We start from the raw sequence: 23261 nt of genomic DNA, 5'->3' as shown, positions 1-23261 counted from the left end.
TGTATCCTGTTCGTATATTTCCCCTTTCGTATAACAATTATGATAGATAGGTCATTCGTACAAGCCGCACTTGTCCTGCTTACATATCGTATTACGGTAATACGGAAGGAGGAAAGAACATGCATAGAAAAAGATGTTATGATACATGCCAACGTTATTTCGGTAAAGTTGTTCGAATTGAAGATCGGGATGGTCGCATTCACTTAGGCAAAATAATCGATGTAACAAACGATTCTGTTTGGATTGAACCAATGCAACAGCGCTCATCTTTTGATACAGGATTCGGGTACTATAACGCATATTCAAACGGCGGATGTGATATTTGCGGTGGTATTAGCAGATGTGATAACTGTGGATTTGGATGCGGTGGTGGATTCGGTGGTGGATTTAGTGGCTGTGGATGCGGCGGTCGTGGTTGCGGTGGTTGTGACGGCGGTGGCTGGGGCCTTGAACTCGGATTTGGCTTTATTTTTGGAATTACTTTGGCTGCATTATTTTTCATCTAACATAGTAAAGAGTTGACTATCTTTAGCCAACTCTTTTTCTATTTTTCACATATAAAAATCCGATGCCCTAAAATATGTTGATACAGAAGCAGTACTTGTTCGTGTTTCACCCACGCCTCATACAATTCTTCTGGAATAAACGGTGATACATTCCACTCTGGCTCTTCCACATGTCCTGCAACTGTTTCTGCAATAGTTCCGCCACCGGCAATTGTAATTCTTTTAAAATTTGCTGCTTGAAATAAATGAATCCACTCATTCTCAGTTAATAATTCTTTCATACCGTATAACTGTCCAATCTTTTCCTCCTCTTTCTTCTCAATATGTTTTTCGGTAATCATTTCAATGACAACAAGCCTCCCATCCTTTTGTAATACACGATAACATTCCGAAATAACCTTTTCTTTATTTGTAAAAGCGAGTATAGATTCTCCAAGTACAAGCTCAAAAGAATCATTTAAACACGGTAACCTTTCTACATCTCCTTGAATCAATTGTATATTTAAACCATCAAACAACCATCTATCTTTCGCTTTTTGAATCATAATTTCATTCTTTTCAACCGCTGTCACTTTATAACCCAATTCTTTTGTCATATACGCCGCTGTTTTCCCCGTGCCGCAACCTATCTCAAGAACATTTGCTCCGTGTCTAAGCGGCAATTGAGATAGTAATTGCTTCGTTAACGTAAAACCACCAGGATGAGCACTCCCTATTCCGTAATAAGCTAAAAAATCAATGTACGAATTTCTTTTCATGGGATTCTCCTTCATTTTTCTATAATACTTATATTCATTCATAAAAAAGTGGTGCAAAAAAAAACATTTCCAAAGTGCTTTACTACACCTTAGAAATGCTTTTATTTGTTATTATTTCTCTTCTACATACGCCCATTTGAAACTATATTCCGGACTAATATTATGTTTCACAATTCCCTTTACATTTGGTTGCATAACATATGATCTAGCATTTTGATATAAAGGTACAAGTGCTACATCATCTTCAAGTAACACTTTTTCTGCCTTCCCTAACTCTTCCCAACGTTTCTTTGCATCAGACATTAATTCTGTTTTACTCTTTTTAATACTCTCATCATATTTTGAATTTGAGTAACTCATTTGATTCTGAGAATTCGTTGTTTCAAACATATCTAAGTATGTCATCGGATCTGCATAATCTGGGCTCCAACCACCATATGCGATATCATATTCTTGCTCTGATTCTAATTTTAATTTTTGCTTAAACGGCTGAAGTTTAATATTTACTGTTACACCTTTTAAGTTTTTCTCAATCTGATCCTTTACATACTCTCCAACTTTTTTCGCATTACCAGTATCGTAGTTTAAGAATTCAATTGTCACCTGATCTTTTCCAAGTTCTTTTTTCGCTTCGTCCCATGCAGCCGCAGCCTTTTTAGTATCTTGTTTCAAACCATTTTTAAATGTTTCTTGGAAATCTTTACCATCAGGTCCAGCTGCTAAACCCTTCGGAACTAAATAATCGGCTCCTTTTGAACCATCATTTAAGATGACATTTGCTAAATTCTTTTTATCTATCGATAATGCAATTGCTTCACGTAATTTCTTGCTTTTTAGTGGTGTATCTTGACCAGCACGCTTTTGATTTAAACGTAAATAGAATGTACTTGGTTCTGAATATGTTCCAAACTCATCTTTTTTATTTCTATACTTATCAACGAATTCTCCTGATAAAAGCGCGAAATCAATTGCACCTGTATCATATAAATTTACCCTTGTAGCTACTTCTTTTACTACACTGTAATTAATTTCATCTAGTTTTACAGTCTTTTTATCCCAATATTGGTCATTTTTCTTCAATTTCCAGCCTTGCTCATGTTTCCAATCAGTAAGTACAAACGGTCCATTATAGACTGTCGTATCAGATTCTAAACCGAACTTCTCTCCTTTTTCTTTTACGAACTTCTCATTTAATGGATAGTATGATGGGAATGCCACTAAGTTTAAGAAGTATGGTACCGCTTGCTCTAATTCTACTTCAAGCGTATAATCATCGGTTGCTTTTACTCCTAATTCAGTTACAGGTTTTTCTCCTTTATTAATCGCTTCTGCATTTTTAATATAGTAAGTAATAAATGCATACTCAGCAGCTGTTTTTGGATCTAATAGACGTTGCCATGCAAATACGAAATCTTTTGCAGTTACTGGATCACCATTTGACCATTTTGCATCTTTACGTAGCTTGAATGTATATTTTTTACCATCCTCGCTTTTTGTGCTAGATTCTGCTGCAGCTGGGATTGGCTTATTATCTTTATCAAGACGATATAATCCTTCCATCGTGTTTCCTAAAATTTGTGAACCAAGTGTATCCGTACTTTTCGAAGTATCCATCGTCGGAATTTCATTCGTTTCTGTTCGATTTAATACTTGTTTTGCTGCATATTTAATATCGGATTTTTTCTCTTCCCCACCATTAGACGTTGTAGTTGTTTTCTTCTCTCCACCTGATCCCGAGCAAGCTGTTAATGCCATACTCATTGCTAGAACTGGTGCTACAACCGCTGTTAATTTTGTCATCTTTTTTCTCTTCATTTCTTTGTACCCTCCCCAATTATATGTACGATATTAACAGTTAGAGATTCTCTATTAACTTTCGTTATCAGAAAATTCTTATTAATTAATATTCTACTGTTTTTTCTGGTTTTGTAAAGTATTTTTGTAAATTTTCTAAATATTTATTTTTTTATGATAATAACTTGCTATTTTACTATTACTACTATATGAATCATCCCCCGTCTACTATATGTAAACATATCCCCTCTTATTCTTCTCTATTGCTATGTTCTATATTTTTCTCATCAATATGAAATCTCTGCTATCATTTATCTATCCAATTGTTGAACTCCTTTCTAATTTCCATGTGCCTTATTCTCCTATTCATACAAAAAAAGCATTTCAAAAGCATATTAGCCACTTTTGAAATGCTTTCATGTTATTACTTTCCGCCATCCTCAGTTACATACGCCCACTTAAAGCTATATTCTGGACTAATGTTGTGTTTCACAATTCCTTTTACATTCGGTTTCATTACGTACGCTCTTCCTGTTTGATATAAAGGAACTAATCCTGCATCTTCTTCAAGGAATATTTTTTCTGCTTTCCCTAACGTTTCCCAGCGCTTCTTCGGATCAGACAATAATTCATTACCTGCTTTTTGTACCATTTCATCGTATTTCGGATTTGAATAACTCATTTGGTTATATGGACTCTTCGATTCAAACATATCAATAAATGTCATTGGATCCGAATAATCTGGGCTCCAACCTGCAAACGAAACTTCATAATCTTGCGCTGACTCTAATTTTAATTTTTGTTTAAATGGCTGAATTTTCGTGTTAACTGTTACACCTTTTAAGTTTTTCTCAATTTGATCTTTAAAATAATCGGCAATCTTTTTCGCAGTTCCATCATCATAGCTTAGTAATTCAATTGTAACTTGATCTTTTCCGAGTTCCTTTTTCGCCTCTTCCCAAGCTGCTGCGCCTTTTTTCACATCATATTTCAGACCATTTTTAAATGTATCTTGATAATCTTTACCATCCGGCCCTATCGCAAGCCCTTTTGGAACCAATTGATCAGTTGCTTTTGATCCATTATTTAATATAACGTTTGCTAAACCTTTTTTATCAATGGATAATGCGATTGCTTCACGAAGCTTTTTACTCTTTAACGGTGTATCTTGTCCGTTACGCTTTTGATTTAAACGTAAGAAGTACGTACTTGCTTCTGAATACTCACCATATTCATCTTTGTTCGATTTATATTTATCTACGAATTCTCCTGATAGTAGTGTGAAATCAATTGATCCTGTATCATATAAATTTACTTTTGTAGCAACTTCTTTTACTACACTATAATTAATTTCTTCTAATTTCACAGTCTTATTATCCCAATATTTATCATTTTTCTTCAACTGCCAACCTTGTTCATGTTTCCACGATGCCATTACAAATGGCCCGTTATACAATGTTGTATCTGCTTCTAAACCGAATTTCTCTCCTTTTTCTTTTACGAACTTTTCATTTAAAGGATAATATGACGGGAATGCTAATAAGTTTAAGAAATATGGTACTGGTTTGTCTAATTCTACTTCAAGTGTATAATCATCTACCGCTTTTGCACCTAATTCCGTTGCAGGTTTTTCACCTTTATTAATTGCCTCTGCATTTTTAATATAGTAGGCAATAAACGCATATTCTGCCGCTGTGTTTTTATCAAGTAAGCGCTGCCATCCATATACGAAATCTTTCGCTGTTACAGGCTCTCCATTTGACCATTTTGCATCTTTACGCAGTTTAAACGTATATTTTTTACCATCTTCGCTTTTCGTACTTGATTCTGCAGCAGCCGGAATAGGCTTATTATCTTTATCAAGACGATATAATCCTTCCATTGTGTTTCCTAAAATTTGTGCCCCTAACGTATCAGTAGATTTAGAAGTGTCCATCGTCGGAATTTCTTGATTTTCCGTACGATTTAATACTTGCTTCGCTGCATATTTAATATCAGCTTTTTTTTCTTCCCCACTATTAGATGTAGTAGTCGTTTTCTTCTCCCCACCTGATCCAGAGCACGCTGTCAATGCAACACTCATTGCTAAAACTGGTACTACAACCGCTGTTAACTTTTTCATCTTTTTTCTCTTCATTTTTGTACCCTCCCTAATTATATGTACATTACCAACCCTTGAGAGACCCCTTGCTAACGATTAATTTTCTGAAAATTATAACTAATATTATTCTACTCTATTTTTCATATTTGTAAATAGTTTTATTTTAAATATTCTGATTTTTATCTTCATAAATTAGTATGATTTATCCCCCATCTACTATATGTACGTACTATACGCCTTATTCTTCTCTATTTAACTGAGCTAAAAAAAAGCATTTCAAAGTAGCTAAGCTACTTTGAAATGCTTTTTTAACTCTATTATTTTTCAGTCACGTATGCCCACTTAAAGCTAAATTCTGGACTGATATTATGTTTTACTACACCTTTTACATTTGGTTGTAAAACATAAGAATCCCCACGTTGATATAAAGGTACAATCGCTACATCTTCTTCAAGTAATGTTTTTTCAGCTTTTCCTAACTCTTCCCAACGTTTCTTCGCATCGCTCATTAATTCCGTTCCAGCTTTTTTCACCATGCCGTCATATTTAGGATCTGAGAAGCTCATTTGGTTATGAGAATGCTTAGACTCAAACATATCTAAGAATGTCATTGGATCTGCATAATCTGGATTCCAACCACCGTATGAAATATCATATTGTTGCTCAGATTCTAATTTTAGTTTTTGCTTAAATGGTTGAAGTTTAATGTTAACTGTTACACCTTTTAAGTTTTTCTCAATTTGGTCCTTAATATATTCTCCAACTTTTTTCGCATTACCAGTATCGTAGTTTAAGAATTCAATTGTAACTTGATCTTTACCAAGCTCTTTTTTCGCTTCTTCCCATGATGCAGCAGCTTTTTTAGCATCTGGTTTCAAACCATTTTTAAACGTTTCTTGGAAGTCTTTACCGTCCGGTCCAGTCGCTAATCCTTTTGGCACTAAGAAGTCAGCTTCTTTTGATCCATCATTTAAAATTACATTTGCTAGATTTTTCTTATCGATAGAAAGTGCAATTGCTTCACGCAATTTTTTGCTCTTTAATGGTGTATCTTGTCCATCACGTTTTTGGTTCATACGAATGAAGTACGTGCTCACTTGTGAGAATGTTCCGAATTCGTCTTTCTTATTTCTGTATTTATCTACGAACTCTCCATTTAATAAAGCAAAGTCAACTTGACCGCTATCATATAAGTTAATTAGCGTTGCTGCCTCTTTTACAACACTGAAGTTAACTTCTTCAAGTTTTACAGTCTTTTTATCCCAATATTGATCATTTTTCTTTAATTGCCATCCTTGTTCATGCTTCCAATCTTTAAGAACGAACGGTCCGTTATAAACTGTTGTATCAGACTCTAAGCCGAACTTCTCCCCTTTTTCTTTTACGTATTTTTCATTTAATGGGTAGTACGATGGGAATGCTACTAAGTTTAAGAAGTACGGTACCGCTTGCTCTAATTCAACTTCAAGCGTAAGATCATCTACCGCTTTCACTCCTAATTCAGCGACAGGTTTTTCTCCTTTATTAACCACTTCTGCATTTTTAATTGGGAATGCGATAAACGCATACTCAGCAGCTGTTTTTGGATCTAATAGACGTTGCCAAGCATATACGAAATCTTTCGCAGTTACTGGATCACCATTTGACCATTTTGCATCTTTACGTAGTTTAAATGTATATTTTTTACCATCTTCACTTTTCGTACTAGATTCTGCCGCAGCTGGCATCGGCTTATTATCTTTATCAAGACGATATAACCCTTCCATCGTATTCCCTAGCATTTGTGAAGATACTGTATCTGTTGATTTAGAAGAATCCATCGTTGGAATCTCTTGTGTTACTGTTCGATTTAAAACTTGTTTTGCCGCTAATTTTTCCCCTGACTTACTATCTCCACTAGAGCTAGAATTTGTGCTTGTCTTTTTATCTCCGCCTGATGTAGAACATGCTGTTAATGCCATGCTCATTGCTAAAACCGGTACTACAACTGCTGTTAGTTTTTTCATTTTTTTCTTTTTCATTTTTGTACCCTCCCTAATTCTAAACGATAGCTATTTAAGAATTTTCTGATAATTCTGTTTTTCTTTATATATTTATCAGACGATTCTTACTACTTCTTATTCTACTAATTTTTTAAAATTTGTAAAGTGTTATTATTGAAAATTGTTAAAAAATTATTTTCTTACAGTAATATTCATAAAAATTCCATATAGTTTTTTAACATCATTTATTATTGTTACATATACACTAATTTAATAGTGTTAATGATACTTTCCAATAAATAGACTGTAGATTATCGTTAATAAATAATGTATATTCTAGAGATCTCTTTCCTACAAAAACAAAAAAAGCAGATATAGCATCCGCTTTAATTTCCCTCAATTTGCTTCTCACTTAATCCAAGATGTGTTCTGAGTGTATTACTCAAATTTTGCAAGTCTTTTTTATTAGGATTATAATAATATACACGCTTCCCATTTGGGCCATTTGGTAAATATAAATCATCACCGTTCAGTTGAATCTTCTCAACTGAACAATCTAAACCATATTTATAAAAAGATAAAATATCATCCAATGCTAAATTTGTTTTAAAATCGCCATCGACGGCCTCAACCATTTTCTCCAGTTTTGTAATAGACCCTACACTTTTTAATTTACTTAAAATCGCCTCAATAACAAGTTGTTGGCGCTGTCCCCTCATTGCATCACTATCAATATGACGAGTTCTCGCCAAAGCAAGTGCTTCTTCTCCCGTTAATTTTTGAACCCCTTTTTTCAAGTGAATCGTATCGGGTTCATCTTTACTATTTTGTTCAGTAAATTCAACCGGGACATCTACCTCAACACCATCGAGCCCATCGACAATTTTAATAAATGACCCAAAATTAAATTTCACAAAATAATCTACCGGTACTTGCAGCAACTTTTCTACTGCCTCAACAGAAGCTTGTGGCCCTCCATCCTTTCCGTTTTTAACGAAACCACTTCCATATGCGTGTGTTATTTTATCTTTTTTCTTTTCGATTGGAACATATGTATAAGTATCTCTTGGTATACTGGTTAATTTCACTGTCTTATCTTCTTTATTAAACGTAGCTAACAATAATGCATCCGTATGAAATGCACCATTATAGCCCTTTTGCCGTTCTTGATTTTCATCAATCCCCATAATTAACATTGAAACGTTGTGTGTAATTGGCTTTACAGCTTTCTCACGTAAATTTGATTTTTCACCACGCGATAAGTTCAAATTAGATTTTTGTACGAGATTAGAAGTTTTCATATATACATAAGCACCATACCCAACTCCGCCAAATAGTAATACTCCTAACAATACACTTATGATCGTTGTCTTTTTATATTTTCGTTTATTTTTCTTTTCTCTTGAAGGAGAGGTATTCTCCATATAGTTCCCTCCGTTTTCTATTCATCTAATATGTTTTTCAATTTTTCATAATTAGTGCTATCCTTTTGAAATACATTCTCTTTCAATCCTTTGTTTATTTGTATCCATTCAGTCGTAATCGAATATTGAATCATACCTTCATGGAAACTAAGGAACTTCAACATAATCCCCATATTTTTCTCTACAACCATTTCAAATTTCCCACTCAAATCTTCAGATGTACTTACAGGCATTTCTATGTTTATTACCCCTTCTATTTTGTAGCAATCGAGTCCAAGATACTTCGTTTCTTTATAACTCCAATCTTTATATCGAATTAATAGATCAGCAAATTCTGATTGAATACTGTACTTAGCGAATCCCACATATTCGTCATCATACCGTTTCTTCTCACTTGATTTTCTCAATAACCTTTCCGTAGGGCTTAATTTTAATAGTTCATTATTTCTTTCTTTTGGACTCCATCTCGTCTCTTTATACGTATTATTCTTATCATTAAACTCTTTTTTTCCTTCCTCACTATAAATCATCGTGCTTTTTTTCGATAGCTTGTCTTCTTTAGATGAAATACCACTTTGTTTCTCCGTATCAATCGCATATTTATATGTTGTAGCAATTCTTGTAGAGCTAGAATATTCTTCGAATTGCCCTGAAACATTTTGGAAATGATCAATTGAATCAAGCATCTTTTGATGAATCTTTTCCTTATCTGGATAATTGACGTTCGACTTTATTTCTTCTTCATTCTCATAATCAGAAAACGCATTCTTCTTTACGTAATTAAACATCCCTCCATTTTGTGCAAAGCTCTGTATAGAAAACTCAGACATAGATACAATTGATAGCGTTAGAACAGCGGCACTAATAAACATCATATGTACTCTATAACTCTTTCTTTTTACAGGAAGATTATGAAGTGTATCATTAATTTTTTCATTTAGTGCCTGTGGCAATACGGTATTATCCTTTTCTATTCTCTTTTTTAATTTTTCATCAAATAATTTTTCTTTATCCATTTTAACCACCTCCTACTCCATCTTTAATCGCTCTTCTAATTGTTCCCTTGCACGTGACAATCTTGATTTAACCGTTCCTTTTGGAATTTCTAAAAGCGTTGCAATACTTTCTTGATTCATATCTTCATAATAATAAAGTACAGTTACAGCTCTTAGTTCTTCCGTTAAAGACTGAATAGCATTACAAAGGTCAATATCTTCATATCGATCGAACGCCACCATATTACTATCATGATCCTCAATTACAATTACTTTTTTATAAGAGCGAATTATATTGTTACACTCATTTATTAAAATTCTAATGAGCCAAGTTTGAAAAAATTCTTCCTTTTTCAGTTTTTTTATATTTTCATAAGCTTTTAAAATTGTTGCCTGCATCGCATCCTCTATATTCGTCTCATCACGTAACATCGCCTTCGCAATGCGATACATCTTTACTTTTTCTGTATGTATAAGTGTCATAAAAGCCTCGTGATTACCCTTTTTTGCTAAAGAAACATCCGTTTCTTCTTTTACAATCATCTTATATAAAGGAATTACTTTCACAATTGGTCCTCCTGTTTCAGCCTCTCTATTAATTAAACTTTACACATATTAGACGGAGTATCCTAGAAAAAGGTTCAATTCTTTTGAATATTTCTACAAGAAAAAATGTAAACATTCCATTTTGACTATCTACTTAAATGTTTCTCTAAAAGATATCCCTTCGAATTTACAAACAAAAAAAGCCCACTTTCTCAGTGGACTTTCTAATTTACAACGGTAAATCCCTCTTCCTAAACACTACAATTGCTACTATGAAGATACAAAGTGCTCCAGCAGTTAAGCCTATACTTACTGGCCATATATTATATGTTCCTTCAGCAATTTCTTTCGGACGAAACAATGTAAATAAAGATATATTTCTCATCCACTCTAACTTATCACTTAATTTCCCTACCATATCTAATACGAAAAATAAGATTGTTAAACTGGCTGAGTAGCTAAGTGCCTTTCTTTCATCATTACATATACAAGAAAAGAAAAATGAATAGGCACTAACTACTAAAAATATAAGCCCTCCAACTACATTTATTTTCAAAAATAATTCTTTATTTAAGTTATTATCTTTTAAAAACCAATCTGCACCTAATATACCAGCTACATAAGTGACAATTACAATTATTAGTAGCCCCAATATGAGAACAGTAGCTTGTGTAATTGCAATTTGCACCCTGGATACAGGTGTTGCTAATAAATATGCCATCGCCCCTTTATCTACATGACGAGCAATTAGATGCGTTGCAACCGTGACACAAAAAATTGTTAAAATGATAATAAACAATAGACTATAATATTCACCAGCTAAAAAATCCATTACATTTTGAATCGGACTTTCCATTCCAACAATTTTTTTCACACTATCAGGCATGGCACTTATTAATTCATTTAAACCTTTGGCTGAAACCATCGATGGGAATATCCAAATTAATAACCATAAATAAAGAGCTGCACCAGTAGCATAGCTGAATATACTTTTTTTCGTTTCTTTCAAACTAGCTAAAAATAGTTGTTTATTCATGCTTTACCCCTTCTTTCTTCTCGTAATAATGCATAAATAAATGTTCTAAATCCGTCGCTCTCGTTTGAAGTGCAGTTACATTATAGTTTGAAAGTATTTGTAAAACAGTTTGATAGTTTCCTTGCACAATAATTGACGCCTCTCTACCTTTCATTCCTTCAAATTGCAAATCACATTGTTTAAGAGATTCGATTTCTTCTTGAGATGATACTGTTACATCTATCACCTGTCTTCTCATGCCTTGTAAATCATGAATGTTTTCAACGGTTACAAGACAACCATCTTTAATAATAGCTACTCTGTCACAAGTTCTCTCAATTTCAGTGAAAATATGTGATGACATAAGGATTGTTTTTCCTCTTTGCTTTTCCTCTAATATTAAATCTATAAATACTTGTTGCATAAGTGGATCGAGTCCTGATGTCGGTTCATCTAAAATTAACACTTCTGGATCATGCATAAATGCCGCAACTATACCTACTTTTTGTTTCATTCCTTTAGACATTTTTCGAATTGGTGTTTTCACATCGAACTGCAAACGTTCTATCAATTCATCTCGTCTTTTTATATTTTTTAACCCACGCATTCCTTGCATCAAATTTAAAAATTCTAATCCATTCATTCCTTCAATAAAAGAAATTTCTCCTGGTAAATAGCCAACTTCTCTTTGAATTTTCGCAGCATCTTCCCAACAATCTAATCCGAAAATTGTCGCTTTACCAGCCGTCGGTTTTATAAATCCCATTAAATTACGAATCGTTGTTGATTTCCCAGCACCATTTGGTCCTAAGTAGCCAAAAACTTCTCCTTCTTTCACTTCAAATGTAATATCAAACAAGCCTTTTCCATTTGAAAACTGTTTTGTAACATTTTGAACTGAAATCATAAACCCACCTCATTTTTTGAAATATTTAACATGTGATATTTCAAAATTATTGTACTCCTCATCTTTCATATTCGCAACAACTTTTTGAAATATTTATATGTCCATATTTCAAAAATATTGTTTTCAATTATTTTTTCTTGTATATTTTAATTGAGGTGATTGTATTGAACGGCTTTGAAAAAGTGAAAGAAAAGAAAAAACGTGCCATTAAAGATGCGGCCTTTACATTATTTTCAGAACGTGGATTTAATGAAGTGAAAATAGAACATATTGCAAAAAAAGCAAACGTTTCTCAAGTGACAATTTATAATCATTTCGGAAGTAAAGATGCGTTATTTAGGGAGCTTATACAAGAATTTATAATATCTGAATTTCAATATTATAAAAAACTTGCAGAAGAAAAATTACCTTTTCATGAGATGATGCAAAAGATGATCATTAGAAAAATGAATACTGGCGGGTTATTCCAACCTGATATGTTGCTACAAATGATGCAAAGAGATGAAGAGCTCCGAAAGTTTATTTATAGTTATCAAAACGAAAAAATCTTGCCTTGGTATTTAGAAATACTAGAACAAGCACAGCAAAAAAATGAAATTAACCCTCACCTTACTAAAGAAATGATGTTGCTATACATTCAAATGTTCACTAAATTAGGTGATGATTTCGGGGCACAGCTTCTTGAAGGAGATCGCGAAAAACATATACAAGATATCGTTACGATGTTCTTTTATGGACTGTCCGTCCCAGAAAAATAATTTTTTTCTAAAGAACAAATAAAATCACCAAAAGGCCCTTTGGATATTTAGATTTCAAGGGCTTTTTGGTGTTAAAAAAATTATTAATACTAACTTTATCTTAACGAAGTTAAATGCTGCTTTATAGATAATACCTTATTATAAATTAACTCTTTTAGCATAACAGGCTGAATTGAGATAATCGTTTCACCGAAATTCAGAAAATAACTTGAAACAAAATCAACTTCTTTCTTGTTAAAATAGCCTGTTATAATGTAATTTTCGTTTTCTTTTTGTATCTTCATGGAGGGATAATTCTCTTTATCAAAAATGTCTTTTCCTTTTTGATTAACAACGACAATAAAATCAGTTGCATCAGGCCTTCTATGAAAATTAGTAAGATAACTTAACAATTCTTCAAGATTTTTTGAATTAGTATTGCTTGTTTCCACAATAGAAAGAATTTTATCACATCTAATTATTTGAACATGATTTGTCTCAAAATTAAAGATTTTAGCATACCACTGGCCAAATTTAGATTCTATTCGAATAAATTGGGCGACCAATACTTTCTCCTCATCTTTTTTTAAATATGTTAAATGATAAACTCGCTCAGCAAAAATCCCCTGTAAAAGTTCTTTTAAGAACGGACTAAAGTTACTATGATTTGTTACTTCAAAGGAAAGCGTTCGTTCCATGATTGAAATATTTTTACTCACATTATCAGGTAATACATGTTTAAATTTATTTTCAAGCGCAATACTTTCTATATTAAATGGCTTTGTTTTGTATCCATTTAATGTAAGCATCGAAAAGTATAACGCATACATTTCATCCACACTAAAATATATTGGTGATAACACACTATTTTCTATAATTTTATAACTCCCATTTCTACCTAGTTCAGAATATATTGGTACACCTATTTCTTCTAATGATTGAATATCTCGTAGAGCGGTACTTTTAGAAATATCATATCTAACCATTAAATCTTTTAAATTAAAATATCTTTTATTATTTAAGAAAATAAGCATATCATTTATTCGTTCAGTTTTTTTCATATTTCCCTCCATAAAAGGTGTCATGTATTGAAACCTTTTTAGTCTATATTATAATTATTAACTAATAAAGGAGTTATATATTTATGACATTAGAAATAGCTATTTTTCTTTCAATGAATGGGCAAGCAAAGGAGGCAATTAATTTTTATACACGTAATTTAGAGGCCAAGAAGTTAATGATTGTTACGTATGAAGAACTGGCCAAAAGAGATAGTTCGTTTGAAATTACAAGTGAAAATAAAGATCATATTGCCCACTCTGTTTTACAAATTGGGAATACAAAGCTAATGATAGCCGAAGATACAATGAACCCTACTGAACGTTATAGCGTTGGAAATAACATGTCACTTTGCATTCAAAGTGCTAATTTAGAAGAAATACAAAGATTTTATAATAATTTAATTTCCGATAAGCATGTGAAAATAATCTCTCCATTAGAAAAAAATATATTTAGTGAAGCATATGGTATTATTGAAGATCCTTACGGCATACAAATCCAGTTAATGTATGATAAACGACTAAACTAAATAATGAGTCATATTCGCATATTCCTAATAAAAAAAGACACGAAATTCGTGTCTTTTTTTATTTTACCGCAATGACTCTACCCGTTTCACTACTTTCAGTCGCCAATTGAATCAATTTAATAACGTCTAAACCTTCTTGAGCAGTTACAGGTAGTTTTTCACCATTTAATATGCTATCTCGCACGCCTTTATAGTACATGTCATAGCAGCCGACTTCTGTTGGAATACGCTCTAAGCTTTCTTCTGTTTCTAAAGTAGCAAAATTCTCTTCAGAGTCTGATCCATAACCATTATCCCCTGGCTTCATTCCAGTCTTTAATTGTTCTTCCTGTGAATCCATACCATACTTCACGATAGAACCTTTATCTCCATGCAGTGTAAAATGTGGTCCAGCTTGCTTTACGTAACTGCTACTATGTAAAATAACGCGCTTCACTCCATAGTGAAGTACAACATGGAAGTAATCATCCACTTCTGCACCTGGTCGTTGTTTTATTACATCTGCGCTTATCGCATCTGGTTTCCCAAATAATGATAATGCTTGGTCAATTAAATGCGATCCTAAATCATATAATATACCTGATCCTGGTAAGTTCTTTTCTCTCCAGCGATCGCGTACATGTGGGCGGAAACGATCGAAATGCGCTTCATATGCGTATACATTCCCTATTCTTTTTTCTTGTAATAATTTCTTTATCGTTAAGAAATCATTATCCAAACGGCGATTATGATACACACTTAAAACGACATTATGTCGGTTCGCTAATGAAATAAGTTCTTCTCCTTCTTCAATTGAAACAACGAATGGTTTTTCCACAACAACATGCTTACCGTGTACAATTGCTTCTTTTACATATGGAAAATGGGTTGTATTCGGCGAAGTAATGACCACTAAGTCAATATCAGCTCGATTTACTAATTCATCAATTGTACCAACAACTTCAGCATTTGGTAATGCTTGTTTCACTACTTCTTCTTTTGATGATAAAATAGCACGAATATCGTATTCTTCTATCGTTTGTAATAACGGGATGTGAAATGTTGTACTAGAAAATCCAAATCCTACAATCCCTACACCTATTTTTTTCATGTTGCCCCTCCATTTGTCCCGCTTTAACGGGCAGTAAGATTCCTAACTCAAAATTCAGCGAAAGCAAAGAAATTAGGTGAGGAATCAACTGCTCGTAAAAGCCCGATTGGTTCAACTAATAATCAGTGGGGATAAAGAAAATCCCCACTGATTAAAGTTTCACTTTATGAGAACGATTTCATTTCATCATTATAACAAGATTATTTTTATATACATAATGATTTGCTTAGAAAAAAGCATCTTGCTATCATTCATAGCAAGATGCTCCCTTTATCCCGCATTAACGCGCCGTAAGACTCCCACCTCAAAATAAGGCGAATGCGAGGGAAGTTAGGCGGGAGACCAACTGCCCGTAAAAGCCCGATTGGTGAAGGCTAATAATCAGTGGGGGATGGAAAAAAACCCCACTAATTAAAGTTTCACTTTATTCCGTTCTTTTCTTTGTCCACGTTTCAATTACTTCACCAGTATCATTAACATCTAGTACTAAACTACCATTACTATACCGGTCTTTATTTCGAAACGCTTTCGGATCAATTTCTTCTACAATGTGTTTCTCTGTCTTCATGTAAACTAATTCATCATCTCGAACAATTTCAATACCGACAATGCGGTACGGATTACGTTTTAACTCTTTAAAAATTACAAGGCCTCGCTTCGCCCTCGTTGATTTCTCAATTTCCGATGCCTTTATACGTTTCACAGCACCTCGCTGCGTAACGAGAATAAGTTGATCTTTTTCACCATTTAACGGTTTACCAGAAGCAACATAGTCATCTTCTTTTAAATTAATTGCTTTCACACCAGCTGCTCTGACACCAACTGGACTTACTTCTTCTTCATTGAATACAAGTGCATATGCACCATGTGTTGCAAGAACAATATCACTTGTCCCATCTGTCGCAAATATATCAACAACTTCATCATCTTTTTTCAAGTTTACAGCAACGAATGCCCGTGAATAACGCTGCACTTTATATTGGTTTAATTCTGTTTTCTTAATCATACCGTTTCGTGTAACAAATACGATAAATCGTTTTTCTTCTTCAAAATTCGGTACGACTGTTGCCCAAATTAACGATTCATCTCGCTCGAGTGAAACAAGATTCGCAACGTGTTGACCTAAATCTTTCCAACGAATTTCTGGCATTTCATACACAGGAAGATAAATATAATTTCCTTTGTTCGTAAATAAAAGAACGGTTTCTGTCGTGTTTGTATCGAAACGCTCAAGTAAGATGTCACCCTCTTTCATACCGAAGTATTTCCCGTTCGATGCATTATGCGAACGCCAACCTGTTCGTTTCACATAGCCTTCTTTCGTTACAGTAACGATGACATCTTCTTGCGGAATCATAACTTCCACATCGATTTTAATTTCTTCAATTTCCTCTTCAATTATCGCACGGCGATTATCACTATATGTTTTCTTTACTCTCTTCAAATCTGTTTTAATAACTTGAAAAAGTCTTTTTTCACTTTGTAAAATTGACTGTAACTCTATAATTTTCTTACTAAGTTCCGCTGCTTCTTGCTCTAGCGCTGTAATATCTGTATTTGTTAAACGATATAATTGCAGTGAAACAATTGCTTCTGACTGCGCCTCTGTAAATCCAAATTTCGCACTTAAATTATCTTTCGCATTACGCTTATCTTTAGACCCACGGATTGTTTCAATCACTTCATCTAAAATTGATAATGCTTTCTTTAAACCTTCTACAATATGCTGACGATTTTCTGCTTTTCTTAATTCATATTGTGAGCGTCTTGTAACAACTTCTTTCTGATGTCCAATATATGCATCCAAAATCTTAGGTAATGTCATAAGTGTCGGACGACGATTATTTATCGCTACCATATTAAAGTTGTATGGAATTTGTAAATCTGTATTTTTATATAAATAATTTAAAATACCTTCAGCATTCGCTTCTTTTTTTAATTCTACAACGATACGAAGACCTGTACGATCTGTCTCATCACGTACTTCAGCAATTCCATCTAGCTTTTTATCTATACGTAATTCATCCATTTTCTTAACAAGATTCGCTTTATTTACTTCGTACGGAATTTCTGTAATAACGATTTGTTGCTTCCCGCCACGAATCGTTTCAACCTCTGCTTTTCCGCGAATAATAATTTTACCTTTACCTGTTTCATACGCTTTTTTAATGCCATCTATCCCTTGTATAATACCACCTGTAGGGAAATCTGGTCCTTTAATAACTGTTAACAAGTCCTCCACAGAACTATTCGGTTGATCGATACGCATAATTGTAGCATCAATTACTTCTCCAAGATGATGCGGTGGAATTTCTGTTGCATAACCAGCGGAAATCCCTGTAGATCCGTTCACTAATAAGTTCGGGAACATTGCCGGTAATACAATAGGTTCTTCACTCGTATCATCAAAGTTTGACACGAATTCTACTGTTTCTTTATCAAGATCACGTAATAACTCAGATGCGATTGGTGATAAACGTGCTTCCGTATAACGCATTGCCGCTGCTGGATCCCCATCAACACTACCGTTATTTCCGTGCATTTCAACTAAAACATTACGTACTTTCCAAGTTTGACTTAAACGGACCATCGCCTCATATACAGAGGAATCACCATGTGGATGATAATTACCGATAACATTACCTACTGTTTTAGCTGATTTACGAAACGCTTTATCATGTACGTTTCCTTCTACATACATAGAATATAAAATACGTCTTTGTACCGGTTTTAAACCGTCACGCGCATCTGGAAGCGCGCGGTCTTGAATAATATATTTACTATAACGTGCAAAGCGGTCACCTAACACGTCTTCAAGCGGGAGGTCATGAAACTTCTCTGCCTGCATGTTATTCCACCTCCGTCTCCATAATCATTTCATTTTCTAAAATATTTCCTTCTTCTTGCATACCAAATTGTACATTACGCTCAATCCATTTACGGCGAGGTTCTACTTTATCCCCCATCAATGTCGTAACTCGGCGCTCAGCTCTTGATGCATCGTCAATTTTCACACGGATTAACGTACGTGTTTCAGGGTTCATCGTTGTTTCCCATAATTGATCGGCATTCATTTCGCCAAGTCCTTTATAGCGCTGCAACATGTAGCCTTTACCGACCTTTTTCGTTACACCACCTAATTCTTCATCAGACCATGCATATTCAATTACTTCACTTTTCCCTTTTCCTTTACTTACTTTATATAAAGGTGGAAGTGCGATAAATACTTTACCAGCTTCAATAAGTGGTTTCATATAACGGTAGAAGAACGTCAGTAGTAACACTTGAATATGTGCTCCATCCGTATCTGCATCGGTCATAATAACAACTTTATCGTAGTTAATATCTTCAACAGCGAACTCATTCCCTACGCCGCCGCCAATTGCGTAAATAATCGTATTGATCTCTTCGTTCTTAAAAATATCAGCAAGCTTTGCTTTTTCCGTGTTAATTACTTTACCACGTAATGGTAGCACCGCTTGGAAACGACGATCTCGCCCTTGCTTTGCTGAACCACCAGCCGAGTCACCCTCTACTAAATACAATTCGTTTTTCTGAGGATTACGTGATTGTGCAGGTGTTAACTTCCCGCTTAAAGTACCTTCTGATTTTTTCTTCTTCTTACCAGTACGCGCTTCTTCTCTCGCTTTACGAGCAGCCTCACGTGCTTGTGCTGCTTTAATTGCCTTTCTCACAAGAAGTGTAGCTACATCCGGGTTTTCTTCTAAAAAGTAAGCTAAATGCTCAGATACAATTGCATCAATTGAAGAACGAGCTTCACTTGTACCTAGTTTCCCTTTCGTTTGCCCTTCAAACTGGAGTACGTCTTCTGGTACACGTACAGAAACAATCGAAGCTAATCCTTCTCGAATATCTGTACCCTCTAAATTTTTGTCTTTTTCTTTTAATAAAGAAACTTTACGAGCATACTCATTGAACACACGTGTCATTGCTGTTTTAAATCCAGCTTCGTGTGTACCACCGTCTTTTGTACGTACATTATTTACAAACGAAAGAATGTTTTCTGAGTAACCATCATTAAACTGAAAGGCTAACTCTGCTTCAATTCCATTTTGCTCACCCGAGAAATATACAACTGGATGAATCGAATCTTTCTCTTCGTTTAAGTATGAAACGAAAGCCTCAATTCCTGTTTCATAATGAAACACATCTTCTAAATCATTACGTTCATCTTTTATCGAGATTTTCATTCCTTTTAATAAGAATGCAGATTCACGTAATCTCTCACATAATGTTTCATAATTATAATTTGTTGTGCTGAAAATAGTTGTATCTGGTTTGAAGTGCATCGTTGTACCAGACTCTTTCGTTTTCCCGATTTTCTCTAACGTCGTTGCAGGAGTACCACCATTTTCAAAGCGTTGTTCATAAATGCTACCATCTCGCTTAATCGTTACTACTAGCCATTCTGATAAGGCGTTTACAACTGATGCCCCAACACCGTGTAAACCACCACTCGTTTTATAGCCTCCTTGGCCAAACTTACCACCAGCATGAAGTACTGTTAAAATAACTTCAGGTGTCGGCTTTCCAAGCTTATGCATTCCCGTAGGCATTCCTCGCCCTTTATCAATTACGCTAATACTATTATCTTTATGTATTACGACAGAAATTTCGTCGCCAAATCCCGCTAATGCTTCATCAACGGAGTTATCTACTATTTCATATACTAAATGATGCAATCCACGGCTATCCGTACTCCCGATATACATACCCGGGCGTTTTCGAACGGCTTCAAGTCCTTCTAACACTTGAATTGCATCTTCATTATATTGGAACTGATGCTTCGCCAAACTCCTTGCCCCTTTCCTAATCAAATCAGAACATATGTTTCTATTATAGAATAACGCCTCGACTATAGTTTTGGCAAGTTATCTTATCTCTTTTATATACTATTTTCAATAGAAAAATCCTTGTTTTTTTTCACAAGGATTCCTCTAGGCTACTATTTCAGAAAAATAATCGTTTGTCAACGAGAAATGGATATGTATTCCAACATTATACATTCCAAACCTTTATCATGATCCAAATGATCAATATCCAAAATGGGGTAACAAGTAACAATCCCCAAAAACAGCCTTTAAAAAATCTCATGATGAACACCTCGTTCATCCGCCCTACTTATGTAAAAAGCGAGGGCTGAATCAATCTTTCTATCTTTAAAATCTATACTATTTTGTCATTACATGCTCTACTTTAATGCAACGATCCATTATTACTGTGTAGCCTTTTTCTTGTAAAAGTTTATATGTATCTTCATCTTGTACTCCTAATTGTGCCCAGAAAACATCTGCATCAATCTCTACAAACTCTTTCGCAACATCCTTTAAAAATTCTGAGCGACGAAACACATTTACAATATCAACATGTTCTTTAATATCCGTCAGTGAAGAAACCGCCTTTTCTCCGAGTACTTCATCTACTGTTGGATTTACTGGAATAATGCGGTACCCAGCATCTTGCATTGCTTTTGAAACCATATACGATGTGCGTTCTGGCTTATCTGATAATCCAACAACTGCAATCGTTTTACTTTTCTTTAATACTTCACCAATTTCCGTACGAGTTGGGTTTTCAATTATCATAATTTATCCCTCCTATTTCTTTAGTATATCCGATAAAGAAAGTCTCTTTCAACATGAAAGAGACTTTCTTTTATTCCGATTATTGATTCTTTGTAGCTGAATTATCTGCTAATGTAGCTGTTTTCGTCATTTTTTGGCCATTGCGATAGAATGTAACTTCTACTTTCTCGCCTACTTTTTTCTTTTCATATAAATATTTACGGAATTGAAGTGAATTCTCTACTTTTTGATCATCTAACGCTACTACTATATCATATTGCTCTAAACCAGCTTTTTCCGCTGGTGATATTGGATAGATTTTACCTAATACAACGCCGTTTGTTACTTCTTTTGGCACTTTTAATTGATTTACTGCATAAGCTTGCACATCTTCTAATGAAACGACACCGACTCCTAGTGCTGGACGTTTCACCACTCCTTCTTTTTCAAGGGATTCAATAACTGGCTTTGCAATATTAATTGGAATAGCAAATCCAATTCCTTCAACTTCTTGTTGTGCAATTTTACTTGAATTAATCCCAATTATTTCACCGTTTTGGTTAAATAACGCACCACCACTATTACCTGGGTTAATCGCTGCATCTGTTTGAATAACTTGAGCATTCCAATCTGCACGCTTATCGCCATCAATATCTACTGGAATTTCACGTTCTTTGCTACTAATAATACCTTCTGTTACACTTCCATCAAACCCAAGTGGGTTACCGATTGCAATCGCTTTTTCACCCGCACGAAGTTTACTTGAATCACCTAAAGTGGCAACTTTATTTACATTAGATCCATCAATTTCTACAACCGCTAAATCTAACCAAGGGTCTTTCCCTACAAGCTTTGCATCTACCTTTTTACCATCACTTAGTTTTACAGCAAGTTTATTTGCTCCATCTACTACATGGTTGTTCGTTACAATATACGCTTTATTTCCTGCTTTTTTATAAATAACACCTGATCCTGAGCCAGCTTGTTGCTCTTGGCCTGTCGGTTGCATTGCAAATGGATCAACACTTTGTTGCATATTAATAACACCTACAACAACATCCTTCGCGCCTTCGATCATTCCCGGTAAATCAGTTTCATTTTTCGCTTTATTTACAACTGGAACTACAGTTCCTTCTACTTGTTTATTAGAATTGAATGACGAAACAGCTGCATTATTATTTTGCACCCATGGCATGTACGGTGCTGCAAAACTAATCGAAACCGCCCCGACTACAGCTCCAACTAAACCTGTGAAAAAATATCCTTTTTTACTACCTGATTTTTTCACTTCTCTCGTTTCACTATGCTCTTCATTCAAATTCGGTCCGTCGTAATATCCCATGTTTTATTTCCCCTCCCTGGTGAATTCGTACTTTCAGTATAGTCACATTTTGTGTCCTTCTTGTGAACTCATCGTGAAATCCAATTAAAAAAATACTCCTATCTACCATTGTAGACAAGAAAAGTATTTTTTGTACATTCCACCTACAAAGGAGAGTGTAAATTTGCTATATCCCAAAGCCGAGATGCATAGTAACTTAAAGGTTATTCTTCGAATTTGTAACCTACTCGAATAACAGTGCCGATATGCTTCGCCTTATCTCCTAGCTTATTTCGCAGTTTTTTAATATGTGTATCAACCGTTCGGTCATCACCGTAGTAATCATATCCCCATAACTGATCTAATAAATGTTGACGTGACAACACAATTCCTTTGTTCTCCATTAAATAAACAAGAAGTTCAAACTCCTTATGTGTCAATATAATTTCTTCACCATCTACTAAAACTGTTCTAGATAGTCGATTCACTTCTATTCCAGCTAAAGACATAGTATTTTCTTCTGATACTCCTACCGCTCCATCCGCACGTTTCAATAACGTCTTCGCGCGAGCTACTAACACTTTCGGGCTAAATGGTTTCGTTACATACTCATCTGCACCTAATTCAAAACCTAGTAATGTATCATCCTCATCCGAACGTGCTGTTAGCATAATAATTGGTACTGCTGATTCTTTTCTAATTCGTCTACAAACAGACCATCCATCTATTTCTGGTAACATAATATCTAACATAATTAAATCAATTTCATGCTCTGCAAATAATTCTAACGCTTTTTTCCCGTCTTCTGCTTCGATTACTTCAAAGCCTTCATTACGAAAATAATCACTAACAATTTCACGTAATCTTCTTTCATCTTCAACAAGTAATACTGTTTTATTCATATAATCTATC

At 34.4% G+C, this 23261-nt stretch carries 19 protein-coding genes; 3 read left to right on the top strand and 16 right to left on the bottom strand.

Annotated features, from left to right (window positions below; translation table 11 throughout):
- Positions 1 to 119 precede the first annotated feature (119 nt).
- On the top strand, positions 120 to 506 hold the full coding sequence (locus tag NSS74_RS06655) for a hypothetical protein (RefSeq protein ID WP_240380899.1): 387 nt from the start codon (positions 120 to 122) through the stop codon (positions 504 to 506).
- A gap of 38 nt (positions 507 to 544) precedes the next feature.
- Here the strand turns inward: NSS74_RS06655 and NSS74_RS06650 are convergent, their stop codons facing one another.
- The 9 genes from NSS74_RS06650 to NSS74_RS06610 form a co-directional block, all read right to left on the bottom strand.
- Complete coding sequence (locus tag NSS74_RS06650; protein ID WP_240380900.1) at positions 545 to 1264, bottom strand: class I SAM-dependent methyltransferase; 720 nt, start codon at positions 1262 to 1264, stop codon at positions 545 to 547.
- 111 nt (positions 1265 to 1375) lie between these two features.
- Positions 1376 to 3079: a peptide ABC transporter substrate-binding protein gene (locus NSS74_RS06645; RefSeq protein WP_002192731.1), complete on the bottom strand. Its 1704-nt coding sequence runs from the start codon at positions 3077 to 3079 to the stop codon at positions 1376 to 1378.
- Positions 3080 to 3482: 403 nt separating this feature from the next.
- Positions 3483 to 5195, bottom strand: coding sequence for a peptide ABC transporter substrate-binding protein (locus NSS74_RS06640; RefSeq protein ID WP_002142689.1), 1713 nt, complete (start codon positions 5193 to 5195; stop codon positions 3483 to 3485).
- Between the two features lie 281 nt (positions 5196 to 5476).
- A complete protein-coding gene (locus NSS74_RS06635; RefSeq protein WP_002142690.1) occupies positions 5477 to 7180 on the bottom strand; it encodes a peptide ABC transporter substrate-binding protein in 1704 nt (567 codons plus the stop codon).
- A 347-nt stretch (positions 7181 to 7527) separates the two neighbouring features.
- Positions 7528 to 8565 (bottom strand): LCP family protein, encoded by a 1038-nt coding sequence (locus NSS74_RS06630; protein ID WP_002142691.1) that lies wholly within the window; start codon positions 8563 to 8565, stop codon positions 7528 to 7530.
- Positions 8566 to 8582: 17 nt separating this feature from the next.
- Positions 8583 to 9581: an anti-sigma factor gene (locus NSS74_RS06625; protein ID WP_242247974.1), complete on the bottom strand. Its 999-nt coding sequence runs from the start codon at positions 9579 to 9581 to the stop codon at positions 8583 to 8585.
- 12 nt (positions 9582 to 9593) lie between these two features.
- Positions 9594 to 10127 carry an RNA polymerase sigma factor gene (locus NSS74_RS06620; RefSeq protein WP_000864747.1) on the bottom strand — a complete coding sequence of 178 codons (534 nt, stop codon included), beginning with the start codon at positions 10125 to 10127 and terminating at the stop codon, positions 9594 to 9596.
- 208 nt (positions 10128 to 10335) lie between these two features.
- Positions 10336 to 11142, bottom strand: a complete 807-nt coding sequence (locus NSS74_RS06615; protein ID WP_002142696.1) for an ABC transporter permease subunit — start codon at positions 11140 to 11142, stop codon at positions 10336 to 10338.
- On the bottom strand, positions 11135 to 12028 hold the full coding sequence (locus NSS74_RS06610; RefSeq protein WP_002033569.1) for an ABC transporter ATP-binding protein: 894 nt from the start codon (positions 12026 to 12028) through the stop codon (positions 11135 to 11137). The genes NSS74_RS06615 and NSS74_RS06610 overlap by 8 nt, the downstream gene beginning before the upstream one ends.
- Positions 12029 to 12165: 137 nt before the next feature.
- Between NSS74_RS06610 and NSS74_RS06605 the strand changes: the two genes are divergently transcribed.
- Positions 12166 to 12786, top strand: a complete 621-nt coding sequence (locus NSS74_RS06605) for a TetR/AcrR family transcriptional regulator (protein ID WP_079998970.1) — start codon at positions 12166 to 12168, stop codon at positions 12784 to 12786.
- Between the two features lie 95 nt (positions 12787 to 12881).
- On the opposite strand, the gene NSS74_RS06600 is transcribed toward NSS74_RS06605, so the two are convergent.
- Positions 12882 to 13850 carry a helix-turn-helix transcriptional regulator gene (locus tag NSS74_RS06600; protein ID WP_002014319.1) on the bottom strand — a complete coding sequence of 323 codons (969 nt, stop codon included), beginning with the start codon at positions 13848 to 13850 and terminating at the stop codon, positions 12882 to 12884.
- 59 nt (positions 13851 to 13909) lie between these two features.
- Here NSS74_RS06600 and NSS74_RS06595 point away from each other — a divergent pair, with 59 nt between their 5' ends.
- Entirely contained in the window at positions 13910 to 14353 is a 444-nt protein-coding gene (locus NSS74_RS06595; protein ID WP_002142698.1) for a VOC family protein, read from the top strand.
- 58 nt (positions 14354 to 14411) lie between these two features.
- Here the strand turns inward: NSS74_RS06595 and NSS74_RS06590 are convergent, their stop codons facing one another.
- The 6 genes from NSS74_RS06590 to NSS74_RS06565 form a co-directional block, all read right to left on the bottom strand.
- The gene (locus NSS74_RS06590; protein WP_002014316.1) at positions 14412 to 15443 is read right to left on the bottom strand and encodes an oxidoreductase; all 1032 of its coding nucleotides are present in this window, start codon (positions 15441 to 15443) and stop codon (positions 14412 to 14414) included.
- A gap of 424 nt (positions 15444 to 15867) precedes the next feature.
- The gene (parC, locus tag NSS74_RS06585; RefSeq protein ID WP_002014315.1) at positions 15868 to 18291 is read right to left on the bottom strand and encodes a DNA topoisomerase IV subunit A; all 2424 of its coding nucleotides are present in this window, start codon (positions 18289 to 18291) and stop codon (positions 15868 to 15870) included.
- Position 18292: 1 nt separating this feature from the next.
- Positions 18293 to 20257: a DNA topoisomerase IV subunit B gene (parE, locus tag NSS74_RS06580; RefSeq protein WP_002087772.1), complete on the bottom strand. Its 1965-nt coding sequence runs from the start codon at positions 20255 to 20257 to the stop codon at positions 18293 to 18295.
- 378 nt (positions 20258 to 20635) lie between these two features.
- Positions 20636 to 21049 carry a CoA-binding protein gene (locus NSS74_RS06575; protein WP_002014313.1) on the bottom strand — a complete coding sequence of 138 codons (414 nt, stop codon included), beginning with the start codon at positions 21047 to 21049 and terminating at the stop codon, positions 20636 to 20638.
- A gap of 79 nt (positions 21050 to 21128) precedes the next feature.
- Positions 21129 to 22370, bottom strand: a complete 1242-nt coding sequence (locus tag NSS74_RS06570; protein WP_002014311.1) for a S1C family serine protease — start codon at positions 22368 to 22370, stop codon at positions 21129 to 21131.
- Between the two features lie 203 nt (positions 22371 to 22573).
- Positions 22574 to 23251 carry a response regulator transcription factor gene (locus tag NSS74_RS06565; protein WP_002014310.1) on the bottom strand — a complete coding sequence of 226 codons (678 nt, stop codon included), beginning with the start codon at positions 23249 to 23251 and terminating at the stop codon, positions 22574 to 22576.
- Between the last annotated feature and the right edge of the window lie 10 nt (positions 23252 to 23261).

Origin of the sequence: Bacillus sp. FSL E2-8868 (genome assembly GCF_038005505.1) — a bacterium.
Taxonomy (GTDB): Bacteria; Bacillota; Bacilli; order Bacillales; family Bacillaceae_G; genus Bacillus_A; species Bacillus_A mycoides.
The sequence above is the reverse complement of the archived record's forward strand: the minus strand, read 5'-3'. Positions and strand labels throughout refer to the sequence as shown.

Excerpts from the sequence above, each read along its gene's own strand:
- NSS74_RS06655 (WP_240380899.1), top strand. The coding sequence starts at position 120 with ATGCATAGAAAAAGATGTTATGATACATGCCAACGTTATTTCGGTAAA.
- NSS74_RS06650 (WP_240380900.1), bottom strand. The coding sequence starts at position 1,264 with ATGAAAAGAAATTCGTACATTGATTTTTTAGCTTATTACGGAATAGGG.
- NSS74_RS06645 (WP_002192731.1), bottom strand. The coding sequence starts at position 3,079 with ATGAAGAGAAAAAAGATGACAAAATTAACAGCGGTTGTAGCACCAGTT.
- NSS74_RS06640 (WP_002142689.1), bottom strand. The coding sequence starts at position 5,195 with ATGAAGAGAAAAAAGATGAAAAAGTTAACAGCGGTTGTAGTACCAGTT.
- NSS74_RS06635 (WP_002142690.1), bottom strand. The coding sequence starts at position 7,180 with ATGAAAAAGAAAAAAATGAAAAAACTAACAGCAGTTGTAGTACCGGTT.
- NSS74_RS06630 (WP_002142691.1), bottom strand. The coding sequence starts at position 8,565 with ATGGAGAATACCTCTCCTTCAAGAGAAAAGAAAAATAAACGAAAATAT.
- NSS74_RS06625 (WP_242247974.1), bottom strand. The coding sequence starts at position 9,581 with ATGGATAAAGAAAAATTATTTGATGAAAAATTAAAAAAGAGAATAGAA.
- NSS74_RS06615 (WP_002142696.1), bottom strand. The coding sequence starts at position 11,142 with ATGAATAAACAACTATTTTTAGCTAGTTTGAAAGAAACGAAAAAAAGT.
- NSS74_RS06610 (WP_002033569.1), bottom strand. The coding sequence starts at position 12,028 with ATGATTTCAGTTCAAAATGTTACAAAACAGTTTTCAAATGGAAAAGGC.
- NSS74_RS06600 (WP_002014319.1), bottom strand. The coding sequence starts at position 13,850 with ATGACACCTTTTATGGAGGGAAATATGAAAAAAACTGAACGAATAAAT.
- NSS74_RS06595 (WP_002142698.1), top strand. The coding sequence starts at position 13,910 with ATGACATTAGAAATAGCTATTTTTCTTTCAATGAATGGGCAAGCAAAG.
- NSS74_RS06590 (WP_002014316.1), bottom strand. The coding sequence starts at position 15,443 with ATGAAAAAAATAGGTGTAGGGATTGTAGGATTTGGATTTTCTAGTACA.
- parC (WP_002014315.1), bottom strand. The coding sequence starts at position 18,291 with ATGCAGGCAGAGAAGTTTCATGACCTCCCGCTTGAAGACGTGTTAGGT.
- NSS74_RS06575 (WP_002014313.1), bottom strand. The coding sequence starts at position 21,049 with ATGATAATTGAAAACCCAACTCGTACGGAAATTGGTGAAGTATTAAAG.
- NSS74_RS06570 (WP_002014311.1), bottom strand. The coding sequence starts at position 22,370 with ATGGGATATTACGACGGACCGAATTTGAATGAAGAGCATAGTGAAACG.
- NSS74_RS06565 (WP_002014310.1), bottom strand. The coding sequence starts at position 23,251 with ATGAATAAAACAGTATTACTTGTTGAAGATGAAAGAAGATTACGTGAA.